20 protein-coding genes are annotated in these 18,362 nt (G+C 69.5%); 9 read left to right on the top strand and 11 right to left on the bottom strand.

Annotation, left to right across the window (positions count from 1 at the left end; translation table 11 throughout):
* Positions 1–18: 18 nt before the first annotated feature.
* Positions 19–990, bottom strand: a complete 972-nt coding sequence (locus ACFYWY_RS28630; RefSeq protein WP_389191060.1) for a GlxA family transcriptional regulator — start codon at positions 988–990, stop codon at positions 19–21.
* A 114-nt stretch (positions 991–1,104) separates the two neighbouring features.
* Here ACFYWY_RS28630 and ACFYWY_RS28625 point away from each other — a divergent pair, with 114 nt between their 5' ends.
* The 3 genes from ACFYWY_RS28625 to ACFYWY_RS28615 all read left to right on the top strand — a co-directional run bounded on the left by ACFYWY_RS28625 (position 1,105) and on the right by ACFYWY_RS28615 (position 2,459).
* On the top strand, positions 1,105–1,401 hold the full coding sequence (locus ACFYWY_RS28625) for a putative quinol monooxygenase (RefSeq protein ID WP_389191057.1): 297 nt from the start codon (positions 1,105–1,107) through the stop codon (positions 1,399–1,401).
* A gap of 116 nt (positions 1,402–1,517) precedes the next feature.
* Positions 1,518–2,084, top strand: a complete 567-nt coding sequence (locus ACFYWY_RS28620) for a PaaI family thioesterase (RefSeq protein WP_389191053.1) — start codon at positions 1,518–1,520, stop codon at positions 2,082–2,084.
* Between the two features lie 18 nt (positions 2,085–2,102).
* Complete coding sequence (locus ACFYWY_RS28615; protein ID WP_389191050.1) at positions 2,103–2,459, top strand: DUF4326 domain-containing protein; 357 nt, start codon at positions 2,103–2,105, stop codon at positions 2,457–2,459.
* An 87-nt stretch (positions 2,460–2,546) separates the two neighbouring features.
* On the opposite strand, the gene ACFYWY_RS28610 is transcribed toward ACFYWY_RS28615, so the two are convergent.
* The 4 genes from ACFYWY_RS28610 to ychF all read right to left on the bottom strand — a co-directional run bounded on the left by ACFYWY_RS28610 (position 2,547) and on the right by ychF (position 6,565).
* Positions 2,547–2,996: a Fur family transcriptional regulator gene (locus ACFYWY_RS28610; RefSeq protein WP_389191048.1), complete on the bottom strand. Its 450-nt coding sequence runs from the start codon at positions 2,994–2,996 to the stop codon at positions 2,547–2,549.
* Positions 2,997–3,027: 31 nt separating this feature from the next.
* Entirely contained in the window at positions 3,028–3,564 is a 537-nt protein-coding gene (locus ACFYWY_RS28605; RefSeq protein WP_389191045.1) for an ATP-binding protein, read from the bottom strand.
* Positions 3,565–3,847: 283 nt separating this feature from the next.
* The gene (locus ACFYWY_RS28600) at positions 3,848–5,284 is read right to left on the bottom strand and encodes an ATP-binding protein (protein WP_389191043.1); all 1,437 of its coding nucleotides are present in this window, start codon (positions 5,282–5,284) and stop codon (positions 3,848–3,850) included.
* 192 nt (positions 5,285–5,476) lie between these two features.
* A complete protein-coding gene (gene ychF, locus ACFYWY_RS28595) occupies positions 5,477–6,565 on the bottom strand; it encodes a redox-regulated ATPase YchF (protein ID WP_389191040.1) in 1,089 nt (362 codons plus the stop codon).
* Between the two features lie 308 nt (positions 6,566–6,873).
* On the opposite strand from ychF, the gene ACFYWY_RS28590 reads away from it, so the two are divergent.
* Positions 6,874–7,344 carry a DUF6542 domain-containing protein gene (locus ACFYWY_RS28590; RefSeq protein ID WP_389191037.1) on the top strand — a complete coding sequence of 157 codons (471 nt, stop codon included), beginning with the start codon at positions 6,874–6,876 and terminating at the stop codon, positions 7,342–7,344.
* A gap of 126 nt (positions 7,345–7,470) precedes the next feature.
* Here ACFYWY_RS28590 and ppgK read toward each other — a convergent pair whose 3' ends face one another.
* On the bottom strand, positions 7,471–8,211 hold the full coding sequence (gene ppgK, locus ACFYWY_RS28585) for a polyphosphate--glucose phosphotransferase (RefSeq protein ID WP_389191034.1): 741 nt from the start codon (positions 8,209–8,211) through the stop codon (positions 7,471–7,473).
* A 30-nt stretch (positions 8,212–8,241) separates the two neighbouring features.
* Complete coding sequence (locus ACFYWY_RS28580; protein WP_389191032.1) at positions 8,242–9,234, bottom strand: 4-hydroxy-3-methylbut-2-enyl diphosphate reductase; 993 nt, start codon at positions 9,232–9,234, stop codon at positions 8,242–8,244.
* Positions 9,235–9,421: 187 nt separating this feature from the next.
* On the opposite strand from ACFYWY_RS28580, the gene xseA reads away from it, so the two are divergent.
* The 3 genes from xseA to ACFYWY_RS28565 all read left to right on the top strand — a co-directional run bounded on the left by xseA (position 9,422) and on the right by ACFYWY_RS28565 (position 11,617).
* The gene (xseA, locus tag ACFYWY_RS28575; protein WP_389191029.1) at positions 9,422–10,636 is read left to right on the top strand and encodes an exodeoxyribonuclease VII large subunit; all 1,215 of its coding nucleotides are present in this window, start codon (positions 9,422–9,424) and stop codon (positions 10,634–10,636) included.
* Between the two features lie 10 nt (positions 10,637–10,646).
* On the top strand, positions 10,647–10,901 hold the full coding sequence (locus ACFYWY_RS28570) for an exodeoxyribonuclease VII small subunit (RefSeq protein WP_389191026.1): 255 nt from the start codon (positions 10,647–10,649) through the stop codon (positions 10,899–10,901).
* Positions 10,902–11,026: 125 nt separating this feature from the next.
* Entirely contained in the window at positions 11,027–11,617 is a 591-nt protein-coding gene (locus ACFYWY_RS28565; protein ID WP_389191023.1) for a malonic semialdehyde reductase, read from the top strand.
* Positions 11,618–11,727: 110 nt separating this feature from the next.
* On the opposite strand, the gene ACFYWY_RS28560 is transcribed toward ACFYWY_RS28565, so the two are convergent.
* Positions 11,728–12,237, bottom strand: a complete 510-nt coding sequence (locus ACFYWY_RS28560) for a DUF4245 domain-containing protein (RefSeq protein ID WP_389191127.1) — start codon at positions 12,235–12,237, stop codon at positions 11,728–11,730.
* 132 nt (positions 12,238–12,369) lie between these two features.
* Between ACFYWY_RS28560 and glpX the strand changes: the two genes are divergently transcribed.
* Entirely contained in the window at positions 12,370–13,401 is a 1,032-nt protein-coding gene (gene glpX, locus ACFYWY_RS28555; protein ID WP_389191020.1) for a class II fructose-bisphosphatase, read from the top strand.
* Positions 13,402–13,531: 130 nt separating this feature from the next.
* Here glpX and ACFYWY_RS28550 read toward each other — a convergent pair whose 3' ends face one another.
* Positions 13,532–13,885: a WhiB family transcriptional regulator gene (locus tag ACFYWY_RS28550; protein WP_389191017.1), complete on the bottom strand. Its 354-nt coding sequence runs from the start codon at positions 13,883–13,885 to the stop codon at positions 13,532–13,534.
* Positions 13,886–14,036: 151 nt separating this feature from the next.
* A complete protein-coding gene (locus ACFYWY_RS28545; RefSeq protein ID WP_389191014.1) occupies positions 14,037–14,705 on the bottom strand; it encodes a DUF1707 domain-containing protein in 669 nt (222 codons plus the stop codon).
* A 211-nt stretch (positions 14,706–14,916) separates the two neighbouring features.
* On the opposite strand from ACFYWY_RS28545, the gene ACFYWY_RS28540 reads away from it, so the two are divergent.
* The gene (locus ACFYWY_RS28540) at positions 14,917–16,608 is read left to right on the top strand and encodes a fumarate hydratase (RefSeq protein WP_389191011.1); all 1,692 of its coding nucleotides are present in this window, start codon (positions 14,917–14,919) and stop codon (positions 16,606–16,608) included.
* A gap of 185 nt (positions 16,609–16,793) precedes the next feature.
* Here the strand turns inward: ACFYWY_RS28540 and ACFYWY_RS28535 are convergent, their stop codons facing one another.
* Positions 16,794–18,317 (bottom strand): ricin-type beta-trefoil lectin domain protein, encoded by a 1,524-nt coding sequence (locus ACFYWY_RS28535; protein WP_389191008.1) that lies wholly within the window; start codon positions 18,315–18,317, stop codon positions 16,794–16,796.
* Positions 18,318–18,362 lie beyond the last annotated feature (45 nt).

Raw genomic sequence — 18,362 nt, 5'->3', positions numbered from 1 at the left:
GGCGAGTTGGCGCGTTCGTCAACGGCCGCGCAGTGCGCCCGTCGTACTGCCGGTGCGCTCGCGCAGCAGGACCCGCAGAGTGTTCGCGTGCTCGTAGCCGACCTTGCGGGCGATGGAGTCCAGGGAGAGGCCGGTGGTCCGCAGCAGGTGCGAGGCCTGCTCGACCCGCAGGTCCTGGACGAATCGCACGGGAGACGTGCCGAGCACGCGGCGTACGGTCCGCTGAAGGGTGCGTTCGCTGACGCCCAGTGAGCGCGCCGCGTCGACGACGCTGATCGGCTCCTCCAGGTGCAGCCTGGCCCAGCGCTCGAAGGCGGCAACGAGGGGATCGCTCTGCGCGAGCGCGCTCGGAATGGTGTACGCGGACTGCGAAGGGCGCTCGTCGACGACCAGGTAGCGGGCGACGAGGTCGGCCACGGCCGGGCTGCTCATCCGGACGATGGCCAGTGCCAGATCGACGTGTCCGAAGGCCGCTCCGGCCGTCATCACACCGTCCGATGTGGTGACCATCCTGGTGTCGTCGATCGTGACAGCCGGGTAGCGCTGACGGAAGACGGGTGCCAGCCACCAGCTCGTCGTCGCCTTCCGTCCGTCGAGCACTCCCGACTCGGCCAGCAGGAAGGTTCCCGTACAGGCCGAGGCGACGAGTGTGCCCTGCTCACGGGTGTCGGCCACCAGCGTCCGCACAGCCGCAGACGCGGAGCCGGAGACATGGTCGAGCAACGCGTCCGGCCGCCGCTCTGCGAGCGCCGGCACCAGCAGCAGGTCCGCTTTCCGGGCCTCGGCGGCCGGCTCGGTGGTGACGACGTGCCCCGCGCCGGTGTGGACACGTCGGCGGAAACCGACGGTGGTGACCTGCCAGGCGGGCGGCGGCTGTGGAAACTCACCACGCATGGCGTTCGCCGCGTCGAGCACGTCGAGGATCGCCGAGAGTCCGGAGTCGAACACGCCGTCGTAGACCAGCACCGCCACGTCCATGTCGGAAACCATATCCGAAGAGTCGTTTACGACACTGGGAAGGCGCTGATCACCGCCCTAGGTTTGCTGGTGTCCCCAAACGACGGGGACGGGGGACACCGACGCCGACCTACGGAGTGACTCACCATGAACATCGGCCTGCTGGCCCGCATCGAGGCCAAGCCCGAGTACGCCGACAAGGTTGAGGTGATGCTGCGCGACGCGCTCCAGCTCGCCCGCGAGGAGGAGCACACCGTCACCTGGTTCGCGTTCCGGGAGAGCGCCACGACCTTCGGCGTCTTCGACACGTTCGAGGACGAGCAGGGACGGTCCGGTCATCTGCAGGGCCGGATCGCCGCGGCGCTGATGGAAGCGGCGGAGACGATGCTGAGCTCGGCCCCGGACATCCGCCCGGTGGACCTCCTGGCGGTCAAGCTTCCCTGACCGCCCGGTGGCGGGTCCCGCGGGCCGCGAGCTACGAGCTGCGGCCCGCGGGACCCGGGGAGCGAGACCGCTCCCCGCACCACAGATCAGCTGGAACCACCCGAGGAGACGACACCATGACGCGGCCCACGAGCCTTTCCGCCGCAGGTGGCACCACCACGACACCCGCCGCGGACGGCGCCACCACGACCCGCTCGCGCACCCACACCTGGGCATTGCCGACGAGCTACGCCGACGCCGGCAGCCGCTCCGGCCTGGAGTTGCTCCGACTCGGACTGGAAGGCCATTTCCCGCAGGCACCGATCTGCGGCACGCTCGGCTTCCGGCTCGTGGAGGCCGAGAAAGGCCGGGCCGTCTTCGAGGGCGAGCCCGGAGAACACCTGCTCAACCCGATGAGCACCGTCCACGGCGGCTTCCTGGCCACGCTGCTCGACTCCGCGCTCGGCAGCGCGGTGATGACGACCCTTCCGCCGGGCCGCGCCTACGCCACCATCCAGCTGGGGGTGAACCTGGTCCGCCCCGTGTACGCCGACACTCAGCCGCTGCGCAGCGAAGGCACCGTCATCCACGCGGGCCGTACGACCGCGACCGCCGAGGCACGCGTGGTCGGCGCGACCGACGGCAAGCTGTACGCGCACGCCACGACGACCTGCGCGGTCTTCACGTTGCCGGGCGCGGCCTGAGGCTGGAGGATCCAGCACATGGACAGGACGACAGTCGTCAACCTCAAGGGACACCGCGACGACCCCGAGTACGCGGACGTCGTATACGTGGGCCGGGCCATGCACCGCGGCGGCTGGCACCTCGAAGCCTCTCCCCTGGCCAGCCCGTTCCGCCCGGGCCCTGACGGCACCCGCGAAGAGGTCGTCGAAAAGTACCGCGCGTATCTACTGGCCCGCCCCGACCTCCTCGCCCACCTCCCGTCCCTGCGCGGCCGCCGGCTCGGCTGCTGGTGCGTCCCGGAACGCTGCCACGCGGAGGTGCTCGCGGAACTCGCGGACGCGGACGAGCCGCGCACAGCAAAGTCCCGCAAGTCTGAACAGCATCGGCGCCGATAGCCTGAGGTGTGCGAGGAGGCTGCCCGGCCCGCCCGCGTCGGTCTCAGGCGGTGGCCCGGAGCCGGGATCCCGGGCCGCGGGCAGGGCTCATTCGGACGGGCCGTCCGCGCACGCCGGGCAGCGGCCCCAGAACGTCACCGCCGCCTCGTCCACGCTGTACGTGGCGGGCAGGCGGGCTTCCAGGCACGGGGCCGCCCCGATCACACACTCCACGTCCGCCACGTCGCCGCACTCCCGGCAGACGAAATGGTGGTGGTTGTCGCCCCGTTCGATCTCGTAGCGGGCGGGATGGCCGGCGAGCTGGGTACATCGGGTCAGGCCCGCCTGGGTCAGCGCGCGCAGCACGTCGTACGTCGCCTGGAGGGAAAGCCTGCCGGTCACCTCGCGCGCCCGGGACCGGACCGAGTCCGCGTCGGGGTGCTCAGCCAGCGCCTCCACCGCCGTCAGCACGGCCATGCGCTGCGCGGTCACCCGCAGGCCCGCTTCACGCAGCCGGGACGCCGCGCGCGCCATCGGTTCCTGCCCGGCCTCGCTCATGGCCGCCGCCTTCCCGCTGTCTCGTGGCACATCACACCGGGGAGCAGGTGCGGTCGCCGGAGGGGCCCAGCTCGAACCAAGTGATCTTCCCATGGGCGGTCGGGTAGCAGCCCCACCTTCGGGACAGGGCCTCGACAAGTGCCAGACCGCGTCCCCACTCGTCGTCGGGCGCGACAGACCGCAGTCGCGGCAGCACGCTGCTGCCGTCCCCGACCGAGCAGAGGATGACGTCGGCCAGCACCAGGGAGAGACGCAGCGGCCCCACCGCGTGGCGCAGGGCGTTCCCGACCAGCTCACTGACGAGCAGTTCCGCCGTCTCGACCAGGGTGGCGGGGACCCATGCGGCCATCAGATCGCCGCGGATGACGCGGCGCGCGTCGGCGACCGCGGTCGGCGTCCAGGGCAGCGGCCACGAGGACACACCCGCGCCCTGCTGCCAGGGAGACGGTGGGCAGGCAGGCTCCTGCTCCTGGTCCAACAGCACCGCGCCGGCCACGCCGCCCGACGGCTCCCGCCGTGCGCGTGCCTGCTCGCTGCGCTGATCGCCCGGGCCTTCCAGGGGACCCATGTTGGTGCACCTCCACTGGACTGGAAGCCCGTTTTGCGTGATTTGGGCTTCTTGTCCCCAGCGTATTCCTGTTCTGGAGTAAGTCAAGATTAGAGATGGATTCTGCTCTTTGTAAGCACTCCACATGCCGTCCATATATCTGAACACCGGGCTCGCCCGACGTTCAGCACCACCGCCGGCCTTAGCCGCATCGCCGCCGCGGACCCGTTCACAGCGCGGACCTCAAGCAGCTCCGTGGTTCCAGGGGCACTCGCGAGGTGAGAGACCTCGGCTTCCGCGACTGTCAGGGCTGCCACGCCCGTACGAGGTCCTCCGGCCCCCAGTGCGCGGTGAGCGGCAGATCATCGGCCACCCCACAACGGGAGACCGCGACCAGTGGAGTATCCGGGGCGGTGCCGGGGACGGCGAGCATGTCGCGTACCAGGGCGTCGTACTCATGACGGCCGAAGGGCTGGGTCTCCAGCCACTTGACCGACCCGACGAAGTGCACCTGCCGGGCCACCGGCTCGCGGTCTGCACCGACGAGGTCGATCTCGGGGTTGTTCTGACGGTTCCACCAACCGCCGACGGCCTCGGTCTCGGGCCACTCATCGTTGGGCATCAGACGCAGCAAGGACTCGCGGATCAGTGGCTCGATCGCTCGCCCGCGCCAAGTGGTCCATGACCGCTCGATGCGTTCCAGTGCCAAGTCACCGCGGCCACGCTCGATGAGTGGGATCGCGCGTGCCAGGAAAGCCAGCCAGAACCGCAGATACGGGTCGGCGATCCGGTAGCGCTTGTTCTTGCTGTCCGGCTTGGCGGACAGGGGGAGATCGGCGGCCAGGACTCGCTTGGCCTGCAGCATGGCCAGTAGAGGGGAGAGCGTGCCGGACGGCAGCGCGCTGGCGCCGCCGGCCTGGGCTGCGATTGCGCTGAATGTGCGCTCACCGTTGCCGACCGCTTCCAGTACGGCCCGTGAGTGCGAAGCCTCGGGGAATTCGCCCAGCAGGGACAGCTCGCCGGCCACCAGCAGAGGCGAGAGAGGATTGGCGACCGAAGCCTGCAAGAAGGCCGTACGCCCCATTCCCGGCCGCCATGACTGCACGATCTCGGGGAATCCGCCAGTGATCAACTGAGCGTCGACGGCCCCTGCGGCGTCGAGCTCGGTCATGGCCTGCACGTCGGCCAGATTCAGGGGATGTACGGTCATTTTCGCCGCCCGGCCGAAGAACGGGCGTCCGTACGACTGCAGGGCCTCCATCACCGATGCATCGCTGCCGACCAGCAGCAGAAGCACAGGCTTGGAAGACAGGTGACGGTCCCAGACGGTCTGGAGTGCGCCCTCGAATTCCTGATCCTGCTCGACCAGCCAAGGCACCTCGTCGATCACCGCGATGCTGGGTGAGTCATCGGGTACCGCGAGCGCCAGCGAGCGCAGGGCCTGGTTCCAGTCCTGCGCCTGGAGGCCGGCGATCAGCTCCGCCCCCGGTAGTAGCGACTGCGCGAGGGTCGCGGCAAAGTCGGCGCGCTCCGTCACAGGGTTACGCCCCCGGGTGGCCTGGAACACCACGTACGGCGCTCCCGAACGGTCGCAGAACTCCTGGACCAGTCGCGACTTCCCTACTCGGCGCCGACCCGTCATGATCACAGCGCGCCCCCGAGTGGCTCCAGCCCCCTCGGCCACTGTCCGGTACTGCTCGGCCAGCAGTTCAAGATCTCCGGCCCGACCCTGGAACTCCATGACCACACCCCAGGACAATAAACGTAGATAGATTATTACGTAGATTGAATCTTACTTCACCTCGTTACGGGATGGAGTGCGAAGGCGGGCATGGAGGGCGCACGGGAAATAGCAAAGGGCCGGCTCCCGGAAGAGCCGACCCCATCTGACCTGCATGTTTGCCAGTTCGGGAGGGTCGCGCAACAAGACCCGTCACACGTTGAAGCGGAACTCCACCACGTCGCCGTCCTGCATCATATAGTCCTTGCCCTCCATGCGCGCCTTGCCCTTCGCGCGGGCCTCCGCGACCGAGCCCGTCTCCACCAGTTCGGCGAAGGAGATGACCTCCGCCTTGATGAAGCCCTTCTGGAAGTCTGTGTGGATCACACCGGCCGCCTCGGGAGCCGTCGCGCCCTTCTTGATGGTCCAGGCTCGGGTTTCCTTCGGGCCCGCCGTCAGGTACGTCTGCAGGCCGAGCGTGTCGAAGCCGACGCGGCCCAGCGTCGCCAGGCCCGGCTCCTCCTGGCCCATCGACTGGAGGAGCTCCAGCGCCTCGTCGTCGTCGAGCTCGATCAGCTCGGACTCGATCTTGGCGTTCAGGAAGATCGCCTCTGCCGGGGCGACCAGGGCGCGCTGCTCGTTCTTGAAGTCCTCGTCGACCAGTTCGTCCTCATCCACGTTGAAGACGTAGAGGAAGGGCTTGGTGGTGAGCAGGTGCAGCTCGTGCAGCAGACGGCCCTTCTCCGTGCCGGCGGTGATCCCCGCCGCGAAGAGCGTCGTGCCCTCCTCGAGGATCTTCTGCGCCTCCTCGACCGCCGCCAGGACCGCGACCTTGTCCTTCTGGAGGCGGGACTCCTTCGTCAGGCGCGGGACCGCCTTCTCGATCGACTGCAGGTCGGCGAGGATCAGCTCGGTGTTGATCGTCTCGATGTCGTCCTTCGGCGAGACCTTGCCGTCGACATGGACGACGTTCTCGTCCTTGAAGGCGCGGATGACCTGGCAGATCGCGTCGGACTCACGGATGTTCGCCAGGAACTTGTTGCCCAGGCCCTCGCCCTCGCTCGCGCCGCGCACAATGCCCGCGATGTCGACGAAGTCGACCGTCGCCGGGAGGATCCGCTGCGAGCCGAAGATCTCGGCGAGCTTGGCGAGGCGGGCGTCGGGGACGCCGACGACGCCGACGTTCGGCTCGATGGTGGCGAACGGGTAGTTGGCCGCCAGCACGTCGTTCTTGGTCAGGGCGTTGAAAAGGGTCGACTTGCCGACATTCGGCAGGCCGACGATTCCGATCGTGAGCGACACGTTGGCGACTTCCTGGAGTGAGGTCTGGCTGATGGCCGTACGGCCCGGAGGTGGGCCGATCCCCCAGTTTACGGGCGGGTCAAGCCGGGCATCGACGGGAGCCGGGAGTCGAACTCAGGGCCAAGGTCAGCCAAAGGGCGTGTCCCACGCCTGATTCCTCCCCGGTCCCGACCTACTTTGTTCGGGTGGAGCAGCCCAGGACAAGTCAATCTCAGCGCCGACAGCGGCCGCAGCCCCCTCTCCCTCCCCAAGTCCCCCTCTCCCCTCAGAGCGCGCTCGCCGACGGCACTCTGGCGGAAGGCCCCCCCGTGTACCGGGTCGCGGCCCGGCCCGCGCGCACCGTGCCGCCGGTGGTGCTCGCTCTGCGCAGACTGCCCAAGCCCCGGCTGACCGGTCTCGGCGGCGGGCTGTTCGGAGCCGCCACGATGTTCACGCTCGGCTGCCTGGACTGGCTGCTGTTCGGCGGCTCCGTGGTGGTGTACGGGCTGCTGTTCCTGCCCGTCAGCGCGCTGACTGCGCTGTGGGTGCGGGATGCGGACCTGGTCACCGCGCCCGTCAGCGTGCCGATCGCGTTCGCGGTCGGGATCGTGCCGATCTCCGGCGGCACGGGTGGCTTCGGCGGCCAGACGATGGCGGTGGTCACCGCACTCGCGGTGCACGCCGGCTGGCTGTACGGCGGCACGCTGATCGCGGGGCTCATCACGTGCGTACGCAAGATCCGCATAATGACCCGCCGCCAACGCCGCCCCCGCGTGGCCACTCCGCAGCGCCGCGGCTAGACCACGGCCGACGTCCGCGCCCGCACAGACCCGCGCCGCACAGACCCGCGCCGGCGACCGGCCGGGGCGGGCCGGCGTACGTGCCGCACGTCCGGCGCCGCACGCTCGCCCCTGCCTCCGCGCCGGCTAGCTCCCCGCCGCCGCCATCGCCGCGCCCACGATCCCCGCGTTGTTCCGGAGCTCCGCCGGGATGATCTCCGCCCTGATCCCCTCGATCAGCGGCACGAACTTGTCCGCCTTGCGGCTCACCCCACCACCGACGATGAACAGCTCCGGCGAGAACAGCATCTCCACGTGCGCCAGATACTTCTGCACCCGGTGCGCCCATTGCTCCCAGCTCATGTCATGGTCGTCTTTGACCTTCGTCGACGCGCGCTTCTCCGCCTCGTGGCCGTGCAGTTCGAGGTGGCCGAGCTCGGTGTTCGGCACCAGGCGGCCGTCGATGAAGACCGCGCTGCCGATGCCCGTGCCGAACGTCAGCAGTATCACCGTGCCCTTGCGGCCGCGGCCCGCGCCGAACGTCATCTCCGCGACGCCCGCCGCGTCCGCGTCGTTCAGGACCGTCACCGGCAGGCCCCCGAGGCGGTCGCCCAGCAGTTTCGACGCGTCCATGTCGACCCAGCCCTCGTCGACATTCGCCGCCGTACGCGTGACGCCGCCCGTGACGACGCCGGGAAAGGTGATGCCGACCGGGCCCGACCAGCCGAAATTGCCGACCACCTCGGCCACGCCGTCCGCCACCGCGTGGGGCGTCGCCGGGTGCGGGGTCAGAACTTTGTGGCGCTCGTGCGCCAGGTCTCCGCGCTCAAGGTCCACAGGTGCGCCCTTGATGCCGGATCCGCCGATGTCCACTCCGAACACGTTCATGGACACAACGTTACGGGCAGCCCCTGACAGTTACTTCCCGGACAGCTCCGCCGCCTCCGCGCGCAGATCGCGCCGGAGCTCCTTCGGCAGCGAGAAGGTGATCGACTCCTCCGCCGCCTTCACGATCTCGACGTCCTCGAAGCCGCGCTGCGAAAGCCACTCCAGTACGCCCTCGACCAGCACCTCGGGCACGGACGCGCCCGACGTGACGCCGACGGTAGAGACGCCTTCCAGCCACGCCTCTTCGATCTCCTGCGCGTAGTCCACCAGGTGGGCGTCGCCCGCTCCCGCGCCCAGCGCCACCTCGACCAGCCGCACCGAGTTCGAGGAGTTCTTGGAGCCGACCACGATGACCAGATCCGCCTCCGCGCCCATCTGCTTCACCGCGATCTGGCGGTTCTGCGTGGCGTAGCAGATGTCGTCGCTCGGCGGCGAGATCAGCTGCGGGAACTTCTCCTTCAGCTTGTCCACCGTCTCCATCGTCTCGTCGACCGACAGCGTGGTCTGCGAGAGCCAGACGACCTTCGACTCGTCCCGCACGGACACATTGGCGACGTCTTCGGGGCCGTCCACAAGCGTGATGTGGTCGGGGGCCTCGCCGGACGTGCCGATGACTTCCTCGTGGCCGTCGTGGCCGATCAACAGGATGTCGTAGTCCTCGTCCGCGAAACGCACGGCTTCCTTGTGGACCTTGGTGACCAGCGGGCACGTCGCGTCGATCGTCGCGAGCTTGCGCTGCGCCGCCTCCTCATGGACGATCGGCGCCACGCCGTGCGCGGAGAACATGACGATGGACCCCTCGGGGACCTCGGCCGTCTCGTCGACGAAGATCGCGCCCTTCTTCTCCAGGGTCTGTACGACGTACTTGTTGTGGACGATCTCGTGGCGGACGTAGATCGGCGACCCGTACTGCTCCAGGGCCTTCTCCACGGCGATCACGGCACGGTCCACGCCCGCGCAGTAGCCACGGGGAGCGGCGAGCAGGACGCGTCGGGCGGGAGTCGTAGCAGTCATGCCCCCCATCGTAAGGCCGCCCGGACGGGGCGAGAGATCCCCCCTTCAAGGGAGGCTTCAGGGGAAGACCGATGGCGAACTGGCCGCTGTTTCCGCCGCGGAAGCGGTAGGCGCGGGGGCAGGCCCCCGCGGGCGCGGTCACGTATCACCGTCGGCATGGGCCACGTTGTCGCACCCGGCCGATACGCTCGCCCGTATGGCTCTCAATACGTCCGCGGAAGCTCCGCTGCCGGTCGGCGAGGTGTCACGGCTCATCGGAGGGTGGATCGACCGGCTCGGCGCCGTCTGGGTGGAGGGGCAGATCACCCAGCTCTCGCGGCGGCCGGGCGCCGGGGTCGTCTTCATGACCCTGCGCGATCCCTCGTACGACATCTCCGTGAGCGTCACCTGCTTCAGGCAGGTCTTCGACGCGGTCGCGGACGTCGTGGGGGAGGGCGCACGCGTAGTCGTGCACGCCAAACCGGAGTGGTACGCGCCGCGGGGGCAGCTGTCGCTGCGGGCCGTGGAGATAAAGCCGGTGGGGATCGGCGAACTGCTGGCTCGTCTGGAGCAGTTGAAGCGGACCCTGGGCGCGGAGGGGCTGTTCGCCGCCGAGCGCAAGAAGTCGCTGCCCTTCCTGCCGCACCGGGTGGGGCTGGTGTGCGGGCGGGCATCGGCGGCCGAGCGCGACGTCCTGGAGAACGCACGGCGCCGTTGGCCGGCCGTCCGCTTCGAGGTGCGCAATGTCGCCGTGCAGGGGGTGCACGCGGTGACCCAGGTCGTCCAGGCGGTCAAGGAGCTGGACGAGCTCACGGACGTGGACGTGATCATCGTGGCGCGGGGCGGCGGCAGCGTGGAGGATCTGCTGCCGTTCTCGGACGAGCAGCTGGTCCGCGCGGTGTCCGAGTGCCGTACGCCCGTGGTGTCGGCGATCGGACACGAGCCGGACTCGCCGCTGCTCGACCTGGTGGCCGATGTGCGGGCCTCGACGCCGACGGACGCGGCGAAGAAGGTGGTGCCGGACGTCGGCGAGGAGCTGGACCGGGTGCGGCAGCTGCGCAACCGTGCGCTGCGCTCCGTCCAAGGGCTGCTCGACCGCGAGGAGCGGGGTCTTGCCCATGCGCTGGCCCGCCCGTCGATGGAGCATCCGCACCGGATGGTGGACGAGCGCGAGGCGGAGGTGGACGCGCTGGTGGCCCGCAGCCGGCGGGTGCTCGGCCACCTCCTCGACCGCGCGGACTCGGAGCTGGCGCACACCCGGGCCCGGGTGGTCTCGCTGTCGCCGGCGGCGACCCTGGAGCGGGGGTACGCGGTGCTGCAGCGGGCCGACGGGGCGGTCGTCCGCTCGCCGGAGGAGGTCGCGGTGGGCGACGAGCTGCGCGCGCGGGTCTCGGAGGGCGAGCTGAACGTCGTTGTCGGACCTCACACATAGGGTGGATCGCATGGCTGCCAACACGGACGAGGCCGCGCTCGGCTACGAGCAGGCGCGGGACGAGCTGATCGAGGTCGTACGCCGCCTGGAGGCGGGCGGCACGACGCTCGAGGAGTCGCTGGCCCTGTGGGAGCGCGGCGAGGAGCTGGCGAAGGTCTGCCGTCGCTGGCTGGAGGGCGCCCGGGCCCGGCTCGACGCGGCGCTGTCCGAGGGCGAGCGCGAGGCCGGTGCCGGTGCCGGCGCCGCCCGAGCCGCCGAGGACTGAGCAGGTCAGGGGCCCTTTTCCTGTGAGTCGGATCACTCTCGGCATGTAGTTGAAATTTAACCTACCGGGGTGCGGTTACACCCGCCGTAATGACCCGCTCGTATGCCCCGGAAGGTGCGTCAGCAATGACTCTCGCCCTCGACTCCGCCGCCCAGGACCTCCTTTTCCGCGAGGCCCGCACCGCCAACACGTTCGCCGACGAACCGGTGACCGATGAGCAGGTCCAGGCGATCTACGACCTCGTCAAGTTCGGACCCACCGCCTTCAACCAGAGCCCGCTGCGTGTCGTCCTCGTCCGCTCCGACGAGGCCCGCGAGCGCCTGGTCGGCCTCATGGCCGAGGGCAACCAGGCGAAGACCGCCTCCGCGCCGCTGACCGCGATCCTCGCCGCGGACAACGAGTTCCACGAGGAGCTTCCGACCCTGTTCCCGCACTTCCCGCAGGCCAAGGACGTGTTCTTCGCCGAGCGCCAGGCCCGTGAGCAGGCCGCCGGTCTCAATGCCGCGCTGCAGGCCGCGTACTTCATCGTCGGCATCCGCGCCGCCGGTCTGGCCGCGGGTCCGATGACCGGCTTCGACTTCGCGGGCGTCCAGAAGGAGTTCCTGGACGACGACCACACCCCGCTGATGGTCGTCAACATCGGCAAGCCGGGTGAGGACACCCCGTTCCCGCGCTCCCCGCGACTGGCGTACGAAGAGGTCATCACCGCCGTCTGAGCCGTCACGCAGCCGTCTCGCAGCCGTCAGACGGCCGTCGGGCAGCAATCACGCAGCCATCGTGCGAAGGCCGCCGCACCCGGTCCGGGTGCGGCGGCCTTCGCACGACGTCATGACGTACGCAGCGCGGCCGCCATCTCCGCGAGCCGCTGCGGCGATGCCGTGCCTGTGACGACCGTCGTCGCACCCTTGTCGTGACGCACCAGGGCGTCGTACTTCGGCCCCTCCCAGCGCTCCCAGGCCGCGCCCGCGATCTGCTGCGTGCGGTTCGTCTTCGTGGCCTGCTGGCTGACCCGCGGGATGTACTTGCCGGCCGGCGCCGTGGACTGCTCGACCGCGACGTACTCACCGTCCGGGTCCAGGAAGCCGAGGTGCCAGGCGCTGCCGTCGGTCCCCTTGTACGAGACGGACGTCGGCTTCCACCCCTTCGCAAGGCCCTGTGGCGCAGCCACCGGGTACGGCGCCGCGCGCCGTGCCGTCAGCAACTCCACCCGGTAGTCGACCGCCTTGATCGGGTCGGCCTTGTCATTGTGCGGAATGAAGATGTAGATCACTGCGACGACGGCCCCAATGACCGCCATCGACAGCATCATGTCGCGCACCGTCTGTCTGCCTCGCATACCTGCCACGCCCCCATATTCGCATCAAGGTGGCGTGCTCAAACGTGGCCCCCTCTGCTCAATCTGTCGACGGGCGGATAGAGTCGCATCACCCTCTTTTCCGGCCGTCGTCGTACAGAAAGGTGCGCTCCGATGACCGAGCACAATCTGCCGTCCCAGCTTGAGGTCTCCCCCGAGGCCCCCGACCGCAACCTGGCCCTGGAGCTCGTCCGGGTCACCGAGGCCGCCGCCATGGCCGCGGGCCGGTGGGTCGGCCGCGGCGACAAGATCGGCGCGGACGGCGCAGCTGTCAAGGCCATGCGGACCCTCGTCTCCACCGTCTCGATGAACGGCATCGTCGTCATCGGCGAGGGCGAGAAGGACGAAGCCCCGATGCTGTTCAACGGCGAGCGGATCGGCGACGGCACCGGCCCCGAGGTCGACATCGCCGTGGATCCGATCGACGGCACCACGCTCAACGCCAAGGGCATGCCGAACGCCATCGCCGTCCTCGCGGCAGCCGACCGCGGCACCATGTTCGACCCGTCCGCGGTCTTCTACATGGACAAGCTGGTCACGGGTCCCGAGGCCGCCGACTTCGTCGACATCAACGCCCCCGTCTCGGTGAACATCCGCCGGGTCGCCAAGGCCAAGAACTCCTCGCCCGAGGACGTCACCGTCGTCATCCTGGACCGCCCCCGCCACGAGGGCATCGTCAAGGAGATCCGCGAGACCGGCGCGCGCATCAAGTTCATCTCGGACGGCGATGTCGCGGGCTCGGTCATGGCCGTGCGCGAAGGCACCGGCGTCGACATGCTGATGGGCATCGGCGGCACTCCGGAAGGCATCATCTCCGCCTGCGCCATAAAGTGTCTCGGCGGCACCATCCAGGGCAAGCTCTGGCCCAAGGACGAGGCCGAGCGGCAGCGCGCGATCGACGCCGGGCACGACCTGGACCGGGTGCTCCACACGAACGACCTGGTCAGCGGCGACAACGTGTTCTTCGTCGCCACCGGCATCACGGACGGCGAGCTGCTGCGCGGCGTCCACTACCGCGCCGAGACCGCCACCACCTCGTCGCTGGTGATGCGCTCCAAGTCCGGCACGATCCGCCAGATCGACTCGGTACACCGACTGTCGAAGCTGCGCGCGTACAGCGCCATCGACTTCGACCGCGCGAAGTAGGAGCGGGAAGCAGGAACCGGAAGCAGGAACCGTAGGCACGGAGGAGTCGGCCGTAGGTACGGGAAGGGGCGCCCCCAGGTGCGGTGGGGCGCCCTTTCCCGTGTCTACGCGTCCGACGCCTCGCGGACCGTCAGGCCGCCGACGCCGACTTCTTGAGCTCGACCTCGCGCCGCCTGCGCCGGGCGAGCACCACGCGGCGCTCGGCCGCGGTGAGCCCGCCCCACACGCCGTACGGCTCGGGCTGGAGCAAGGCATGCTCCCGGCACTCGACCATCACCGGACAGCGGGCGCAGACCCGCTTGGCAGCCTCCTCGCGCGCCAGCCTCGCGGCCGTTGGCTCCTTGGACGGGGCGAAGAACAGTCCGGCTTCGTCCCGGCGGCACACCGCCTCCGCGTGCCAGGGTCCGGCCTGATCTTCCCGAGCGGGAATTCGCTGGGGCGGAAGGGCGGCGACCTGCAAGGACTGTTGCGGCAGTTGCAGCACGGTCTACTCCTGACGACGGCTTCGCGAGCGAGAGACGATGCAGCACTCCCTACCCGCTGTGCGCACTCCTATTCACTGAGTGGCACTCAGTTCCGACGTACGGAATTGCGCACCGGCGCTCGCGGCCGGAAAACGCTCCGGAGCGCGGCCGTCAGCCGAAGTGTCTGCGCAGGCGGTCATGGAGATCGGAGATGCGCCGGCCGCGCTTGGGCTTGGCCTCGACATTGCCGAAAACCGAGTAGCCGTTCACGACGACGACCGGGGCCTCGGGGTCTTCGGCCTCCATGGTGAGGACCTCGAAGTTGCCGAAGAAGCCGGTGCCGCTGCCGCGCAGCGAGATGTTCTCCGGGACCCGGACCTCGACATTGCCGAAGATGGAGGTCGCGTTGATCACGGTCAGCCGCTGCCCGAAGAGCGCCTCTGTGAGGTCGATCTCGATGTTGCCGAACAGCGAGAACGCGTTGGTGCGGCGGCCGACGCGCCAGCGGCCCTTGCGGGTCGAGCTGGAGAAGACGGCGATCAGGTTGTCGGCGGGGCCGGCGGCTCCGGCGGACTCTTCTGGCCCGTACGCGTACGAGGTGGCGTCCGGTCGCCTCCGGGTCGCCGGCAGGTCCTGGACGATCGGTTCGAGCTCGCCGACGGTCTTGGCGCGGTAGACGGCCTCGATCCGCTCGGAGTGCTCCTCGGCGTCCAGCCGGCCCTCAGCCAGGGCGTCCCTGAGGATGTCCGCGATCCGGTCGCGGTCGGCATCGGAGGCACGGATGGCAGCGCCGGGTTCCGCGTGGGCGACCGGCTTCTGGGGGTGCTTGTCGAGGTCCACGGAGCCAGGGTAGCGAAACGCGATAGATCGCGACTAGTGGCCCACGCCGCTTGTCCCCAAACTCCTGCCGACTTCGTCCGGGAGGGACCCTCAAGGGCTTGGTCTCAGTGAGCCCTACCTCACAAGCCCGGCTCCCGCGCGGCGTTCTACGCTGGGGTGCGCGTTGCCAATGGAGGCCGCGCCGCCGTCTGTCCAGTGAGGAATGGCCGTAATGCCCCCTGTCTCCCGCCCAACCAGCCCTGCGTATGCGTACTCCGAGCTGCTCCCGCTGGGAGAGGACACAACGCCCTATCGGCTGGTGACCACCGAGGGAGTCGCCACCTTCGAGGCCGACGGGCGTACGTTCCTCAAGGTCGAGCCGGAGGCGCTGCGCACGCTCGCCGCCGAGGCCATGCACGACATCTCGCACTACCTGCGGCCCGCCCACCTCGCGCAGTTGCGCCGTATCGTCGACGACCCCGAGGCATCCTCCAACGACAAGTTCGTCGCGCTCGACCTGCTCAAGAACGCGAACATCGCCGCCGCCGGCGTCCTGCCCATGTGCCAGGACACCGGCACCGCGATCGTGATGGGCAAGCGCGGCCAGAACGTGCTGACGGCAGGCGGCGACGAGGAAGCCCTCTCGCACGGCATCTTCGACGCGTACACGAAGCTCAACCTGCGCTACTCGCAGATGGCTCCGCTCACCATGTGGGAGGAGAAGAACACCGGCTCCAACCTCCCCGCCCAGATCGAGCTGTACGCCACCGACGGCGGCGCGTACAAGTTCCTGTTCATGGCCAAGGGCGGTGGCTCGGCCAACAAGTCCTTCCTCTACCAGGAGACCAAGGCGGTCCTGAACGAGGCCTCCATGATGAAGTTCCTGGAGGAGAAGATCCGCTCGCTCGGCACGGCGGCGTGCCCGCCCTACCACCTCGCGATCGTCGTCGGCGGCACCTCCGCCGAGTTCGCGCTGAAGACCGCGAAGTACGCCTCCGCGCACTACCTCGACGAGCTGCCCGCCGAGGGCTCCCCGACCGGCCACGGCTTCCGCGACAAGGAGCTGGAGGAGAAGGTCTTCGAGCTCACCCAGAAGATCGGCATCGGCGCGCAGTTCGGCGGCAAGTACTTCTGCCACGACGTCCGCGTGGTCCGGCTGCCGCGGCACGGCGCCTCGCTGCCCGTCGCGATCGCCGTCTCCTGCTCGGCCGACCGCCAGGCGACCGCGAAGATCACCGCGGAGGGCGTGTTCCTGGAGCAGCTGGAGACCGACCCGGCGCGCTTCCTGCCGGACACGACGGACGAGCATCTGGACGAGGCGGGCGACGTCGTACGCGTCGACCTCAACCGGCCGATGGACGACGTGCTCGCCGAGCTGACCAAGTACCCCGTCAAGACGCGGCTCTCGCTCACCGGCCCGCTCGTCGTCGCCCGCGACATCGCGCACGCCAAGATCAAGGAGCGGCTCGACGCGGGCGAGGAGATGCCGCAGTACCTGAAGGACCACCCGGTCTACTACGCGGGCCCGGCGAAGACGCCGGAGGGTTACGCGTCGGGCTCGTTCGGCCCGACCACGGCCGGCCGGATGGACTCGTACGTCGAGCAGTTCCAGGCGGCGGGCGGCTCCAAGGTCATGCTCGCCAAGGGCAACCGGAGCAAGCAGGTCACCGACGCGTGCGGCTCGCACGGCGGCTTCTACCTGGGCTCGATCGGCGGCCCGGCGGCGCGGCTTGCGCAGGACTGCATCAAGAAGGTCGAGGTCGTCGAGTACGAGGAGCTCGGGATGGAGGCGGTGTGGAGGATTGAGGTCGAGGACTTCCCCGCGTTCATCGTCGTGGACGACAAGGGCAACGACTTCTTCACGGAGCCCGCGCCGGCGCCGACGTTCACGGCGATCCCGGTGCGGGGTCCTGGGCCGGCGTAACCGAACTGGGGCTCCGCCCCAGACCCTCCCCCTACGCCTGCGGGCGTGGGGGGACCCCCACGCCTCAATCGCCGGCGGGGCTCCATTGGAGCCCGTTGGGGGTCCCCCCGGACGAAGTCTGGGGGAGATTGAGGACACCGCCCGAAGGGCGGTACAGGGTCCGGGGGCGGAGCCCCCCGGTTCGGTCAGGCGAAGCGCTGGTTCGCCGCGCCCGTGCACCCCTGCAGCCGCACCGCGTCCCTCGCCGACGCGAGCGTCACGCACAGCCCCTGCGCCGCCGCCGGGCGGATCGTGCCGCCGGTGCGCACGAACTGCTGGTTCGCGCCGCCGTGGCAGTTCCACACGGTCAGCGCCGCGCCCGCCGTATAGCGGCCGCCCGGCACGTCGACGCACCGGTCCTGCGTCAGCTCCGTGTGCAGCGACTTGCGCGCCGCGTCGTACCACCACCCCTGGTTGCGTCCGCCGTGGCAGTCCCCGCCGACGACCGCCGTGCCGTTGCGGCTGACCGCGCCAGAGACGTCCGCGCAGGACCCCGTCCCCTCGTTCCTCAGGGGCTTGTACGCGTCGTCCCACGCCCCCGCGAAAAGCTCGGGTTTCCCGCTCGACGCCACATCCGCGCAACTCGCCTCGCGGAGGCCTGAGTTGTAGAGCTGAGTGAGGCACGAGGCGAACGCCGCGTGTCCGCGCACATTGGGGTGGAAGGACTGGCGGACCGAATTGGAGTCCGGCGGGAAGGGGTTGGAGAGGTCCACGTACAGCCCGCGCGCCCAGGTGTTCTCCATGCAGACCTCATGGCCGTGGAAGAGGCGCGAGTTGTCGAGGTAGACGGCTCCGGTGGACTGCGCGGCCTTGCGCATACCGCGCTGGAAGGCGGGGACGGCGGTGTTGCGGCCCCAGACGGTGTCGGAGTCGTAGCCCATGCCGCCGCAGATCAGCTTGCCTGGGAAGCCGGGGTTGTCGCGGAAGTCCGGGCCGATGGGGCTCGGGTAGCCCATCACGACCAGTTTGTAGTCACCGTCGGTGTATCCGGCGTCGCGCATCACGGTGCGCAGGTCCCGTACGGTCTGCTCGACCTTGGGGACGAGGCCGTCGATGCGGGCCTGCCAGCCCGGCGCGTACTTGGGCTCGCACGGTCCCTGGAACAGCAGATAGCGCGTGACGCAGTCGGTCATCACCGGGCCGAACCGCAGATCGTCATTGGCGCCGGCCACCAACAGCACCATTTTGATGCGGGTGTTGCGCGCCTTGATGGCCAGATTGTCGCTCTGGACGAGCTCGTCGGCGTACTGCTTCGAGCCACCGATCCGGATGTTTCCGGAGTCCGCGCCGGAGCAGGAGACGTTGTACGTGACGTCCACCGCGATGCCCGTGCGGTGGATGGCGGCGTCGGGCGAGCGGTGGCACCAGTTGTCGGGGCCGTCGGTGCCGGGCTCGTACGTGCCGACGCCCTCGCCCGAGATCTCGCTGTCGCCGAGCGAGATCAGGCCGGACTTGCGGTCCGCGAGCGGGCGCTCGGCGGGGCTGCCGTAGAGCTTGACGGCCTCGGCGGCACGGATGGACTCCAGTTCGGGAGGGAGGGGTAAGGATGCGACGGTGCGGGTCTCGCCGGCCTCGGCGGTCGTGGCCGTGGCCGCCACCCCGCCAAGTCCTGCCGCCAGTGCGGCGGCGGCCGCGACCGTACTGCGAAGTCTGCGTCTGGTGCGCCTCATTGCGCCTCCCCGGTTTGTGGTTGTCACCGGTATTTACTGGCGGGT

The organism is Streptomyces sp. NPDC002870 (assembly GCF_042888505.1).
Classification (GTDB): Bacteria; Actinomycetota; Actinomycetes; order Streptomycetales; family Streptomycetaceae; genus Streptomyces.
This window is presented reverse-complemented; position numbering and strand designations above follow the sequence as displayed.